General features: G+C 53.5%; 11 protein-coding genes. 5 read left to right on the forward strand and 6 right to left on the reverse strand.

What is annotated here, in order from left to right; genetic code table 11:
• Together D5066_RS00005 and D5066_RS00010 are read right to left on the reverse strand one after the other, a co-directional pair.
• Positions 1 to 1,554 (reverse strand): SulP family inorganic anion transporter (locus D5066_RS00005; RefSeq protein ID WP_133300897.1); only part of this gene is annotated, 1,554 nt, incomplete at its 3' end.
• A gap of 234 nt (positions 1,555 to 1,788) precedes the next feature.
• Positions 1,789 to 2,625: a MipA/OmpV family protein gene (locus D5066_RS00010; protein ID WP_119914676.1), complete on the reverse strand. Its 837-nt coding sequence runs from the start codon at positions 2,623 to 2,625 to the stop codon at positions 1,789 to 1,791.
• Between the two features lie 202 nt (positions 2,626 to 2,827).
• Between D5066_RS00010 and D5066_RS00015 the strand changes: the two genes are divergently transcribed.
• From D5066_RS00015 to oqxR, 3 genes are all read left to right on the forward strand, one after another.
• Positions 2,828 to 3,505, forward strand: a complete 678-nt coding sequence (locus D5066_RS00015) for a response regulator (protein WP_119914677.1) — start codon at positions 2,828 to 2,830, stop codon at positions 3,503 to 3,505.
• The gene (locus tag D5066_RS00020; protein WP_119914678.1) at positions 3,505 to 4,893 is read left to right on the forward strand and encodes a sensor histidine kinase; all 1,389 of its coding nucleotides are present in this window, start codon (positions 3,505 to 3,507) and stop codon (positions 4,891 to 4,893) included. Before D5066_RS00015 ends, D5066_RS00020 begins: the two co-directional genes overlap by 1 nt.
• Positions 4,894 to 5,030: 137 nt before the next feature.
• Entirely contained in the window at positions 5,031 to 5,510 is a 480-nt protein-coding gene (gene oqxR / locus D5066_RS00025) for an efflux pump transcriptional repressor OqxR (RefSeq protein ID WP_080327247.1), read from the forward strand.
• 63 nt (positions 5,511 to 5,573) lie between these two features.
• On the opposite strand, the gene oqxB is transcribed toward oqxR, so the two are convergent.
• Positions 5,574 to 8,726, reverse strand: coding sequence for a multidrug efflux RND transporter permease subunit OqxB (gene oqxB, locus D5066_RS00030; RefSeq protein WP_119914679.1), 3,153 nt, complete (start codon positions 8,724 to 8,726; stop codon positions 5,574 to 5,576).
• A gap of 24 nt (positions 8,727 to 8,750) precedes the next feature.
• A complete protein-coding gene (gene oqxA / locus D5066_RS00035; protein WP_080327249.1) occupies positions 8,751 to 9,926 on the reverse strand; it encodes a multidrug efflux RND transporter periplasmic adaptor subunit OqxA in 1,176 nt (391 codons plus the stop codon).
• Between the two features lie 335 nt (positions 9,927 to 10,261).
• Here oqxA and D5066_RS00040 point away from each other — a divergent pair, with 335 nt between their 5' ends.
• Positions 10,262 to 10,612 carry a helix-turn-helix domain-containing protein gene (locus tag D5066_RS00040; protein WP_119914680.1) on the forward strand — a complete coding sequence of 117 codons (351 nt, stop codon included), beginning with the start codon at positions 10,262 to 10,264 and terminating at the stop codon, positions 10,610 to 10,612.
• Positions 10,613 to 10,685: 73 nt separating this feature from the next.
• Positions 10,686 to 11,003 (forward strand): YebG family protein, encoded by a 318-nt coding sequence (locus D5066_RS00045; RefSeq protein ID WP_119914681.1) that lies wholly within the window; start codon positions 10,686 to 10,688, stop codon positions 11,001 to 11,003.
• Positions 11,004 to 11,231: 228 nt separating this feature from the next.
• On the opposite strand, the gene D5066_RS00050 is transcribed toward D5066_RS00045, so the two are convergent.
• Both D5066_RS00050 and D5066_RS00055 read right to left on the reverse strand, forming a co-directional pair.
• Positions 11,232 to 12,071, reverse strand: a complete 840-nt coding sequence (locus D5066_RS00050) for a hypothetical protein (RefSeq protein WP_119914682.1) — start codon at positions 12,069 to 12,071, stop codon at positions 11,232 to 11,234.
• Between the two features lie 112 nt (positions 12,072 to 12,183).
• Positions 12,184 to 13,068, reverse strand: a complete 885-nt coding sequence (locus D5066_RS00055) for a LysR family transcriptional regulator (RefSeq protein ID WP_119915023.1) — start codon at positions 13,066 to 13,068, stop codon at positions 12,184 to 12,186.
• Between the last annotated feature and the right edge of the window lie 7 nt (positions 13,069 to 13,075).

Here is a 13,075-nt window from a genome sequence, read left to right on the forward strand (position 1 = left end):
AACCTGCCGAGCTTTCAGGTCGCGCTTTAACTCATTTATGGTTGCCAGGACACTAATGTCTGAATAGGTGAAGCAAGCCACTGCATCAATAATCACCCATTTAGGCTGTAATGCTGCACCATCAACTAAGTTCAACACCCGACGTTTAAAATAAGCCACATTAAAATAGGTCAACGGTGAATTAAATCGATACATCAGGACGCCTGGGACCATTTTAATATCGGTCGTATTGCCTAATGAGTGAATCATCCCATTTTCGTCAGTGCCCAGTAAGTGCTCAGAGGGACGAAACACGGTACGCAGGAACTGTAACAGGCCAAGCAATACAGCAAGGCCGATCCCCTGGATAACGCCGATAATTAAAACACAGCCAAATGTGAAGAAGGCCAGGCGAAATGCCTGTTTATTTCTGCGCCTCAGGTTCCATAGCCCACGTAAATCAATTAATGACCACGATGCGTACATCAGAACAATGCCCAATGCAGATACCGGAATAAACCGTAGTGGCTGAGTGAAAAATACCACTACGATACCGATGAGTAAGGCTGCGACCACGGAAACCAGCTGGCTTTTCCCCCCGGTTGAATCATTAACCGCGGTCCGGGAATCGGCGCCACTGATAGCAAACCCCTGAGATAATCCAGACATGAGGTTCGCAATACCCAGCGCTCTGAACTCAGCATCGGCATCAATTTCATAGCCATTTTTCGCGGCGAAACTGCGCGCGGTCAGCATCAGGCTGACAAAGCTGACCAAAGCCAGGTTCAGCGCCGGGATCACTAAATCACGCATGGGACCGGGCTGGAACGCCCCCCAGTGAACGACAGGTAAACCAGACTGGAAGCCGTCCCCCCCAATGGTAGCGATACCGTACTGTTGCGCAGATGTTCCCCATACCAGTAGCGTTGTTATTACAATGGCAATCAGAGGTGCCGGCCAGTGGCGACGATACGTTTTGATAACCATTAAAATAATTAACGTTAAAAGCGATATTCCTATTGTTAATAGATGACTGTCTAAAATTCGGCCTGGCAAGGCCATTATTTTCTCAATAACCTGTGCTTCATCTAGCTTTATTCCCAAAACCTTGCCTAATTGCCCGACAATAATCGTCACGGCTACGCCATTAAGCAAACCTGTAAGAATGGGATGAGAAAGCAGATCGGCAAGCGCGCCCAGGCGAAATTTACTGGCCAGCAGGCACCATCCGCCCATCATCAATGTCATGACGATCGTCAGCTGCCAGTGCAGTTCTGGATTTCCCGCAGAAAGAGGAAACACGACGGCCGCAATCACCGCGCAGGTCGTGGCATCAGGACCCACAATAAGCTGACGTGAAGAGCCAAACAGTGCGTAAGCTATCATCGGTAAAACGCAGGAATACAGCCCTACTATTGCCCCAACCCCCGCCAGCTCAGCATAAGCAATAGCAACGGGAAGCGCGACAGCCGCAACGGATAACCCGGCTTTAACATCATCTTTTAGCCAGCTTTTATCGTAGGCTAGCAAATTTTGTAACCCTGGCATGTAGTTCAACAATAGCTTTCCGAACACGTTATTCTCCGGACATTAATATTACCCGCGAAATGTTGGCACACTTTTAAGTGAGGTTCTGGCTTTCAAATGCTCCGGACGAAGGCCGATGCCTCTCGATACTTAATAAAACTTCAGTCAACTCGTTATTCTGACTGCTGTTAAACATCATTTAAAAACTACCGCCCCGCTATCTTAAGCGGAGCGGCTTATATATGTCGCTATTGCGCGCTCATATCCATAAACAAACCGCAATCAGAAGCTGTACGTCATCTTCAGGCTTCCCGTTGGGGACGTTTTACGTTGCACGATCGGGCTGTCGGCCGCATCCCCCGTCAGCTGCGTAACGCCCGCGGAGGTAAGGACGCTCCAGCGTGAAGTGAGCCTGTAGGTCCTGTCAAGGTTCATTGAATAAGCATAAATTCCGGCCCCGGCGTCATGTCGGGCAAAACCCGATGCGGCCGACTGGGTGGCATTGACCCCATAGTATGTTTGCATGTACTTGTCGGAGCCCCAGCTGCCGGTCAGCGCCAGCGTAACCTCATTTGTCGATGACGTATAGAGCGGGCTGCTAATGCCGAAATGCACCGCTTCACCGTTGTCTCTCTCTGAAACCGGGATCTCAGCCTGCAACTGCAGATTGAGCCAGTCGGTCACCTTATATCCCAGCCCAGGCACCATGATAGCAGAGCCTTTGATGTCGCCCATCCCCCGCAGGTAGTCGCTGCCGGAGCTGATCGAATCGCTGCTCACATCTTTATCTTTACGGCCCGTTCGGTAGCTCACTGCGGCGTTGTAATCCAGGTTGCCAATGTTGTTTCCGTAACCAATGCCCCGCGTGGTGCTGATAAAGAAACCATTTGCCATGGAATAATCCACTACCTGAGCTGCTGAGACCCGGCTTTTATCCGAACCCGAGTAGCGTGGCGCTACGTCCACGCCTCCCCCCAGAGTTAGCACGTTGCCCTGCTTCTGCTCTGCCGCCAGTACCGGGGTGGCCAGTAGCGCCAGAATGACGCCCGGCACGATGTTTTTCAGGCTGCGGCCCGGGAGTAAATAGGGAAACGTATGACGCAGTTCGATGTTTCTCATTGAAGAAGTCCTTTGGATTCAAATGATTGCAATGCAAGCGGTTTACACGCCAGAGCACTCATTCTGAATACGCACCCTGAGGTTCTTATGAGCCGAAAATGAAGAAACGCTGAAGTACGTGCGGGCGCTGTCAACCTGGCAGATTTCCTGATACCGTTTTTTCTTAAGTTGTTCTTCATTCACGGTTGATACAGTTACCAGTGTGAAAATTTTACTGATCGAAGACGACCTGGATCTCGGCAATGGCGTACGTATCGCCCTTGCAGATCAAGGATTTGATGTCATATGGGTTCGCCGTAAAGAGGATGCGCTGCATCAGCTTGACGTCTGCGTGCCGGAACTTATTTTGCTCGACCTGGGGCTGCCCGACGGCGACGGCATGAGCCTGATGACGCGCTTGCGCCAGCAGCTTAAGGGGATCCCGGTCATCATCCTGACGGCGCGAGGCACGCTGCAGGATCGCCTGTGCGGGTTGGATGCTGGCGCAGACGACTATCTTGTCAAACCCTTCGTTCTCGCCGAACTGCTGGCGAGAGTAAGAGCCCTTGCGCGGCGCAGTTACGGTTTTGAAAATGAAGCGATAGAAATTCGGGGGTTGTCCCTTCACTCGCCGACGCGGCGCGTGACGGTGAGCGCGCGTCACGTTGAGCTGACGGCAAGCGAATACGCGCTGCTTGAAACATTAATGCTGCGCGCTGATCGCGTGATTACGCGACGGTTCCTGGAAGAGAGGATATTTGGTGCAAAGGAAAATCTCAGCAATGCGCTCGACGTGCATATGGGGAATTTGCGGCGAAAAATCGGCGACGGCTATGTACGAACGGTTCGGGGCGTCGGGTATGTCATTGATACCGTCGCTATCCAGAAGGTGACAGATTAATGCGAAATGTCTGGCACCAACTGAGGCGTCCAACGCTGGTACGGCGAATTATCATCGCCCAGATGCTGCTGCTTACCCTGCTGTGGTGTCTTTTTTTAACCTTTATTTTATTGGAAGACCTGCGTAGCCCCCCGATACTTACGGGCAGTAAGACCTACGAAACCATTTTTACGCTGGTTGAGCTCAGTGACGAGCGCCCGCAGGATCGTAATGATGTCCTGGAAGCCTTCAGCAAAGCGTTGCGGGAAGGCTATGGCGGCGGTGAAGATCCGGAGCTGTCGATTAACCTGATCGTTCGCAAAAACAACGAGGTCATTTTCTCATCTGAGGGTGCACCTACGGGGGTAAAAAACACCAGACTGGGCGAAATGCAGCGCGTTCAGGGTGAAGGTCACGCCTGGACGAGCCGCACGCTCAAATCCCCCCACTCCAACGTGGAGGTCACCCTTTTCACCCCTGCCGGAAGCTGGAACTTCTTTATCTACCTGAACTCGCGGGGCTACTACATTATGCCGCTGCTGGTGTGCATTCCTTTTCTTCTGTTTCCTGCGTGGCTGTCAATCCGCATTGCTATGCGCCCCTGGAGCAAGGTGGTTAATGAAATTTCATTACGTTCGCCAGACGATCTCTCCCCTTTAAAAGCTGTACCTGGGCATAAGGAGCTCCGCCAGATGGTGGACGCGATTAATGATTTTCTTGCCAGAGTGCGTGAAAGCGCTGAACGGGAGCGGGTTTTCATTGCTGACGCGGCGCACGAGTTGCGTACACCGCTGGCGGCGATGCGAATCAACGTTGAGGCGCTGCAGTCCTGGGTGAGCAGCGAAAGCCAGCGGCAGCTGCTTGCAGGGATTGTGCGCAGCAACAGCCGGGCCGCCCGTCTCGTCAACCAGCTGTTGCTGATGATGCACAGCGAAGCGCGCATTGACACGGATATGCAGCCCGTGCCGCTAACCACGCTCATACAAGAGCGGATGGCTGCGCTGGAGCCGCTGGCATCCGGGCGCAGGATTGAACTGGAATTCTTCTCTGAGGATGAAGTCTGGATCGCTGGCGTCAGGGAACGCCTGATGTCGCTGATAGATAATCTGATTGAAAATGCCGTGAAGTACAGTCCTGAAGGCGGGCGAATTCAGGTTGATGTTCGCTCATCAGATAAAGTAGCCCAGCTTCGCGTCTCCGATGCGGGGCCTGGTATTCCGGTTGAACTACGAGAGCGCGTGTTCGACCGGTTTTTCCGCGACCCTAATCAGGTGCAAAGCGGGAGCGGACTGGGGCTTGCCATCGTTAAAGCGGTGGCGCAGCAACATAACAGCAGCGTAAACCTGTGTACCTCAGCGGAAGGTGGCCTCCTGGTGACGGTTGACTTCCCGGACCGCACGTTTAGCTAAACAGGAACAGGGTGTTCGATCGCAAATGCCGCAGATTGCTTCAAAAAAATTCCCGTATTTGTTATATTGTTGTTTATTGCTTATTCACCTCTGCGGTGCCAAAAAGAACAAGATTCACCGCAACCCAGGAAAGAGAAATGTTAGATTACCGCTTCCCGACAGCTTTGCAGATGGTTCTCAGCGTAGCGATGGCGGAGCAACTAGGAGAACGTTCGACGAGTGCGATTCTGGCTTACGGCCTGGAAGCCAACCCGAGCTTCATCCGCAAATTGATGGTTCCGCTGACGCGTGACGGCATTATTGTTTCGACGCTTGGCCGTAACGGCTCAATTCATCTTGGTCGCCCGGCGGAAGAGATCACTCTGCGCGACATCTACCTTTCGGTCATCGAAGATAAAAAACTGTGGGCGTCGCGCCCTGACGTACCGGCCCGCTGCGTGGTCAGCGCTAACGCCTGCTGGTACTTCAAATCTATCTCCGAAGAAGCCGAAGAGGCTTCGTTAGCGGTATTAGCCCGCCACACCGTGGCAAGTGCCCTGGAAGAGGTCAAAAAGGCCGATACCAGCGGCTGCGATCCGGTGCCTGAGCTTATCGCCAAATATAAAGAAGCCCTTTAACTTTTCTTGAGTGCAAAAAAACCGCCTTCACTGTGAAGGCGGTTTTTTGTTATCTGCAACGTTCTACGCGGGAAGAACCTCTCTTTCTACTTTGCCGCGCGTCACGAATTTACGCAGCGTGACGTAGAAGACCGGCGTCAGGAACAGACCAAACAGCGTCACGCCCAGCATTCCGGAGAAGACCGTGATCCCGGTGACGCCGCGCACTTCTGCCCCCGCCCCGTGGCCGAGGATCAGCGGGATGGTCCCGGCGATAAAGGCAATGGAGGTCATCACAATCGGACGGAGACGCAGGCGACACGCTTCCAGCGCGGCTTCGATAATGCCTTTGCCCTGAATTTCCAGCTCGCGGGCAAACTCCACGATAAGAATCGCGTTTTTACAGGCCAGCCCCATCAGTACCACCAGCCCCACCTGCACGAAGACGTTATTATCGCCGCCGGTCAGCCAGACACCAAACAGCGCGGAGAGCAGGGTCATCGGCACGATGAGGATCACCGCCAGCGGCAGCGTCCAGCTTTCATACAGCGCCGCCAGCACCAGGAACGCCAGTAGTACCGCGACCGGGAAGACGATCAGCGCCGTGTTGCCCTGCGTCGCCTGCTGGAAGCTCAGATCCGTCCATTCAATGTTCATCCCGTTCGGCAGGATTTGCTTCGACATCCCTTCCAGCTGCGTCATCGCCTGTGTGGACGAGAGTACGCGCGGGTCGGCATCGCCAATCAAATCCGCCGCCGGGTAACCATTGTAGCGAATCACCGGGTCCGGCCCGTAGGTGGTGCTGATATTCACCATACTGCCAATCGGTACCATTTCGCCCTGGTTATTGCGGGTGCGCAGATTCGCGATATCTTCCACGCTGTCGCGGAACTGCCCGTCGGCCTGCGCCATCACTCGCCAGGTACGCCCGAACTGGTTGAAGTCATTCACGTACGACGAGCCCAGATAGGTTTGCAGCGTCCCGAAGAGATCGGTCAGCGACACGCCCTGCGCTTTCGCCTTATCGCGGTCAACCTGCACGTCCAGCTGCGGAACGTTAGCCTGATAGGTTGAGATCGGGAAGTGCATTCCCGGCGTCTGCATAATCGCCCCGGACATGGTGTTCACCGCGTTTTGCAGCGCGCCATAGCCCAGACCACCGCGGTCCTGGATGTACAGCGAGTATCCTGACCCCTGACCCAGCCCCAGAATCGGCGGTGGCAGAATGGAGAAGCCAAAGCCCTGCTGGATTTGCGCGATTTTCGCGTTGATTTCAGCATTTATTTCCGCAGCAGTGTGTTTACGCTGGTCGAACGGTTTCAGGCCGAAGAACACCGTCCCGGTATTCGGCGTATTGGTGAACTGCAGCGCGTTGAGTCCCGGGAACGCGACCGCGTAGTCCACGCCTTCGGTATTCATCCCGATTTCGCTCATTTTGCGGATCACCGCGTCGGTGCGCGCCAGCGACGAACCTTCCGGCATTTTCACGCCGCCAATCAGGTACAGCTTATCCTGCGTCGGAATAAACCCGCCGGGAACCGCTTTAAACATCACGCCTGCAGCACAGAGCAGCAGCAGATACACCACAAATACCGCCCCGCGTCGGCCAAGCGTTTTGCCCACCAGCCCCTGATAGCCGTTTGAGCTGCGATGGAAAAAGCGGTTAAAGGGACGGAAAATCCAGCCGAACAGACGATCGATAAGCCGGGTCGGGAAGTCTTTCGGCGCGCCGTGCGGTTTTAACAGCAGTGCCGCCAGCGCCGGAGAGAGCGTCAGCGAGTTAATGGCGGAGATGACCGTGGAAATCGCGATCGTCACCGCAAACTGCTTGTAGAACTGCCCGGTTACGCCGGAGAGGAACGCCATCGGCACAAACACCGCGCACAGCACCAGTGCAATCGCGATAATCGGCCCGGACACTTCCCGCATCGCCTGATGCGCCGCCGCAAGCGGCGCCAGCCCCTCTTCGATATTTCGCTCGACGTTTTCCACCACCACGATGGCGTCGTCCACCACGATACCAATGGCCAGCACCAGCCCGAACAAGCTCAGGGTATTCAGCGAGAAGCCGAGCAGGTAGAGAATACTGAACGTTCCCACCACCGACACTGGCACCGCGATCAGCGGAATGATCGACGCGCGCCAGGTTTGCAGGAACAGGATCACCACCAGCACGACCAGCACCACCGCTTCCAGCAACGTTTGCACCACCGCACGGATCGAGTCACGCACGAAAACCGTCGGATCGTAAGGTGCCGCCCACTTCATATCTTCCGGGAAACGCGTGGAGAGCTCGTCCATTTTGGCGCGTACCGCATTAGACAAATCAATGGCGTTCGCCCCCGGCGACTGGAAGATACCAATCCCGACCGCGTCCTTATTATTCAGCTGGGAACGCAGCGCGTAGCTGCCGGACCCCATTTCGATACGCGCCACGTCGCGCAGGCGGACGACCGTACCGTCCTGCGTCGTTTTCAGGACAATATTGCCGAACTCTTCTTCGGTATGCAGACGGCCCTGGGCGTTAATGGAGATCAGGAAGTCGCTCTCTTTCGGCAGCGGCTCCGCGCCAAGCTGCCCGGCGGACACCTGCACGTTTTGCTCCTGCATCGCGGTGACCACGTCCGAGGCCGTCAGCCCGCGCGCCGCCACCTTGTTGGGATCCAGCCAGACGCGCATCGCGTATTCACCCGAGCCGAAAATCTGGATCTGGCCGACCCCAGGCAGACGCGCCAGCTCGTCCTTCACCTTTAGCGTGGCGTAGTTGCGCATATACAGGGAATCGTACTTACCGTTGGGCGAAAACAGATGCACAACCAAAGTCAGCGTCGGGGACTGTTTCTGTGTCGTGATGCCCAAACGCCGCACGTCTTCCGGCAGACGCGCCTCGGCCTGCGCGACGCGGTTTTGCACCTGCACCTGCGCCTGATCCGGATCGGTACCCGGACGGAAGGTGACGGTAGTCACCAGCACGCCGTCGGAGCCCGCGACGGACTTCATGTACATCATGTTTTCAACGCCGTTGATCGCCTCTTCCAGCGGCGTCGCCACGGTCTCGGCAATTACTTTCGGGTTGGCGCCCGGATACTCCGCGCGCACCTGCACGCTTGGCGGCACGACGTCAGGATATTCGCTCACCGGCAGCAGCGGGATGGCGATCAATCCTGTAATAAAAATCAGAATCGACAGCACCGCGGCAAAAATCGGCCTGTCGATAAAAAAGCGGGAAAAGTCCATGGGTAGGATTCTCAGGTCAAGGGATCAGTTGAGGGCGCTGGTGGCGGTCATAGCAACGGTTTTGGCGTTAACCGGCATACCCGGCATAAACACTTTTTGTAAACCATCGATAATGACTTTATCGCCTGGCTTCAGACCCTGCTGCACGATGCGTAAACCGTTGGCCAGCCGCCCGGGCGTGATGTCACGGCGCTGCGCTTTCCCTTCTTTATCCACGATATAAACGTATTTACGATCCTGATCGGTCAGCACCGCTTTGTCGTCGATAAGCGTGGCGTTGAACTCCGCGCTGCCCGGCAGACGGACGCGGGCAAAGAGCCCCGGCGTGAACTGACGCTGCGCGTTATCCAGCAGCGCGCGCATACGGATGGTACCGGTGCTCGGCGTCAGCTGGTTATCCAGGAAATCTACCTTGCCCTGATGGGGATAACCCTCCTCGCCCGTAAGGCCAATCTCAACCGGAAGCGCCGTATGGTGGCTGGACGCCCCCTGCCCGCTGCGGGCCAGATTTTGGTAGTGAAGGTAGGTTGACTCATCCACGTCGAAATAGACGTAAACCGTCTTCTGCGAAACCAGCGTGGTGAGCACGCTGGCGGTGTCGCCCGCAGTCACCAGGTTCCCGCTGGTGATCAGCGCCCGGCTGGCGCGGCCGTCGATAGGCGCGGTCACTTTGGTGAAGTCCAGGTTGAGCTGAGCGGCGTCCACCGCCGCCTGCGCGGCGCGAATGTCGGCCTGCGCCTGAACGGCAGCCGAACGACGCTGCTCCCACTCTTCCCGTGAGACCAGATGAGTATTAATCAGCTTATCGGTACGGTTAGCCTCACTTTGCGCCAGGCTCGCCTGCGTTTTGGCTCTTGCCAGGTTCGCCTGCGCCTGTTCCAGCGCCGCGCGATAGGTTCGGTCATCTATCGTGAACAGCACCTCGCCCTTTTTCACTTCCTGGCCGTCGGTGTAATTCACTTTATCGATGTACCCGGAGACGCGCGGGCGCAGCTGAACGCTTTCTACCGCTTCAATCCGACCGTTAAAACTATCCCACTGGCTAATGGATTTTACCACCACGTCAGCGGCACTGACGGCAGGCGCAGGCGGCGCGGCATTTTGCGCGACGCTGTCGTCACACCCGGCGAGCACCAGGGAGAGTAACACCGCCCCCAGCGCGCTCAGATGATAGTTACCCCAGGTTTTTTGCAGGCTCATTATTTTTATTCCGGTAATTGTAGCCGCCGGGCAAGACGCTGCGGGAGACGCCGCGCCACTTCCTTTGTCCGGTAGCTGGCTTAAGGCCATTTGTGTCGTTCATCGCCACAAAACTGTAACAGTTGCGAATACACTATCGCGGCGATTGTAGGAAGGCGCTTAACTAAGTGCAAGAATAATTGTTGCACTTTATGTGCTATTTGAGTCGATGTTAAAAGACCCGTTTCAGGCAGGGATTTAAATGCAACAATAAAACTTGCAATTAACTCAAAAACGCGCCACCTTTTAATGCAACAGACAAAGATACTTTTACTATGCTGAGTGGGAGTAATCAGATGAACACTGGCGCATTTATGCATGATCTACTCGACTGGATCGACAACAACCTGGATAGCCGTCTGGACATTGAGTCCGTCGCCAGGCGCTCCGGCTATTCAAAATGGCACCTCCAGCGTCTGTTCAAGGAACATACGGGCTATCCCCTCGCCGGGTATATTCGCGCGCAGAAGCTGCAAAAATCGATGGAGCGCTTAACCCACAGTGACGAGCCGATTCTGAACGTGGCGATCGCGCTGGGCTTTGACTCCCAGCAGTCCTTCAACCGCAGCTTTAAGCGTCAATATGGTCAGGCGCCCGGGGCATGGCGGCGGAGCATGGGTGGCCCGGAAACGCAGCAGCTACGCTAATAATACATATTTTGCTGCAACGTCGATCTGTTGCTGCTATACTGTATATAAATACAGTATAGCGAGGTGCACGATGGCTGTTGAAACAAAATTTGTTGTCGTAAGAAAAGGTGTAGAGAAAATGACTTTTGCCAGCAAGAAAGAGGCCGACGCTCACGACAAACTGCTCGATATGGCAGACGCGTTCACTGACTGGCTGCTGCAAAGCGGCATGCAGATGGATGAAACGCAGGCTGAAAATCTTGGCATGTATCTCGCCGAGCAGAAAGAGACCGTGCAGCATATTCTGCGTACCAGCAAGCTTCCCGACCTCAACGCTCAAGCTGCAGCGGATAAAACAGAATCCGACGCGGCTGACACGAAAAAAATCAGGGCTATGAAAGCGGCCTGATTGTCAGCCCAGCTTAACATCGTTCCTGTCGCCGCAAGCAGAAAGCTGCTTGCGGCTTTTTTTGATGTTCTTGCTCTGTAAGCGTTCTCCAGCAACGAGAGAGCTGCATTAATGCAGGCATGGTAAGATCTTTAATTCTTTATTGTTATTTGCGTACCAGTATGTTCCCTCAAGGAAATTGGACGCCGTTAATATTTCTTCGTTATTGAAATCTACAAGCACTTTATCCTAGTTTGGTCCCAGATAAATTACACTCGCTTCGCCATCTTTTAAATTTGAGCACGCGTTTTTTTTGTTAAAATCTAGTTGATGAGCTAATAAATATACTTTTCTGTTTAATACTTCATCATTGAAATTACTACTCACCCACCCCAGGGCAAAGTAACTAAACATGCATGTAAAGAATATATAAAGGAGTGCCCCAAAAGAAAATTCCACCTCATTTTTTCCGTCCCATTTTGACTTAAAGTAAGCCAGTATATTTATAACACAAACAATGCCAGCAATAGCGAGAAGATAAACGAGAAAAGAAATTTTTTTGAAGAAAAGATAAGCAACAAGAAAGCTTCTTGTAAAAGGAAAAAATGAGGGATCGATATTAAACACTTCATTTATTATAGCAGAAGCCTCTGAGGTACAATAGACAATCAATCCGGTAAACGATAAAGAAAGTATAATTTTCGCCGTATTAAATTTCCAAATCTCTTTGAATACCAGCGTTTTTTCAATATTAATCCCTATCCATACCGTTGATAACATTATTGATATAATGTATGCGGGCAACTTCAACTCCTCTATAAAATCAGAATCACTTCGATTACCCGTAGAGAATAAAAATATCATTATCGCCACAAAAGCTAATATGTTAAGTGCTATAGATGAACTCCATTCCTTATTGAATTTATCATCATCGTTTTCTCTTTTAAGGAGTAAGACGGTATCTCGTATATCTTTTATTACCTGCTTGGTAGATTTCTCTTTCGTATACAGGTACCTTGCGTTCTCACTCGCATCAAACTCTGCTGCCAGTTTGTCGATGGGATCCGCATGAACTTTTTCATTAATCATTATGAAGTACTCTATTTAGTTAAGCGTAAAAAGCCACATCATGCTCTCCATTCACCAGAGAATAGAGAATTTTGCCAATGTTCATTTCATTTATCGTAGAGAATACCCCCATCTAAATTTTCAACGTATCAATCACCGCCCTCAGAGCTGGCGACACGTTACGGTGCGGATAATAGAGGTACAGCCCGTCCATGCGCAGGCTATAGCGCTGCAACACCCGAATAAGCGTGCCGCGCTCCAGATCGTCAGCCACCAGTTCCACCGGAACATAGGCCAGACCGAGCCCCAGACGAGCCGCTTCAGCTTCCATATAGCTGTCCGACAGCGCCCATTGCCCTACCGGGGAGTGAGTTATTTTCTTGCCGTCCTGTACGAGCTCCCACTGATATAAATTGCCATCGGCAAACTGGTAGGCAATGCAGGGATGAGCATTTAGTTCTGCCGGTATTTGCGGAAAACCGTAGCGCCGAAAATGTTCCGGCGTGCCCACCACAGCCATTTCCATATCCTGCGTGATGCGCACCGCGATCATACCCTGTCCCACCTCCGGGCCCAATCGGACACCCGCATCGAAACGTTCGGCGATAATGTCTACGAAGCGGCTTTCATTCATCAGTTCCAGCCTGATGTCGGGGTAACGCTGTTTAAAAATGGCGAGCTTTGGCAGGAGACATTTGTCGATAGCGTGCTGGCTGGCATTAATACGCACCGTGCCGGACGGCGTCTGGCGGTAATGGGCCAGGGTCGCCAGGCCTGAATCCAGCGTATCGAAGGCGGGCTCGGCGGTTTTATAAAGCTGCTCCCCGGCGTGGGTCAGCGACAGCTTACGGGTAGTGCGAACCAGAAGCTGAACGCCCAACCGCTCTTCCAGTTCGCGTACCGAACGGCTGATCCCGGATTGCGCCAGCCCAAGTCTTTGCGCAGCCGCCGTGAAGCTCCCCTCTCTTACAACCTGCATAAACAGGTACAGCTCATTATAGTTTTCCCGCTTTGCCATCATGCCC

Origin of the sequence: Enterobacter chuandaensis, from assembly GCF_003594915.1 — a bacterium.
GTDB lineage: Bacteria > Pseudomonadota > Gammaproteobacteria > Enterobacterales > Enterobacteriaceae > Enterobacter > Enterobacter chuandaensis.

What these genes read in the sequence shown, in the direction of transcription:
- D5066_RS00055 (WP_119915023.1), bottom strand. Translation starts at nt 13,068, where the DNA reads ATGGCAAAGCGGGAAAACTATAATGAGCTGTACCTGTTTATGCAGGTT.
- D5066_RS00040 (WP_119914680.1), top strand. Translation starts at nt 10,262, where the DNA reads ATGAACACTGGCGCATTTATGCATGATCTACTCGACTGGATCGACAAC.
- D5066_RS00010 (WP_119914676.1), bottom strand. Translation starts at nt 2,625, where the DNA reads ATGAGAAACATCGAACTGCGTCATACGTTTCCCTATTTACTCCCGGGC.
- oqxA (WP_080327249.1), bottom strand. Translation starts at nt 9,926, where the DNA reads ATGAGCCTGCAAAAAACCTGGGGTAACTATCATCTGAGCGCGCTGGGG.
- oqxB (WP_119914679.1), bottom strand. Translation starts at nt 8,726, where the DNA reads ATGGACTTTTCCCGCTTTTTTATCGACAGGCCGATTTTTGCCGCGGTG.
- D5066_RS00050 (WP_119914682.1), bottom strand. Translation starts at nt 12,071, where the DNA reads ATGATTAATGAAAAAGTTCATGCGGATCCCATCGACAAACTGGCAGCA.
- D5066_RS00045 (WP_119914681.1), top strand. Translation starts at nt 10,686, where the DNA reads ATGGCTGTTGAAACAAAATTTGTTGTCGTAAGAAAAGGTGTAGAGAAA.
- D5066_RS00020 (WP_119914678.1), top strand. Translation starts at nt 3,505, where the DNA reads ATGCGAAATGTCTGGCACCAACTGAGGCGTCCAACGCTGGTACGGCGA.
- oqxR (WP_080327247.1), top strand. Translation starts at nt 5,031, where the DNA reads ATGTTAGATTACCGCTTCCCGACAGCTTTGCAGATGGTTCTCAGCGTA.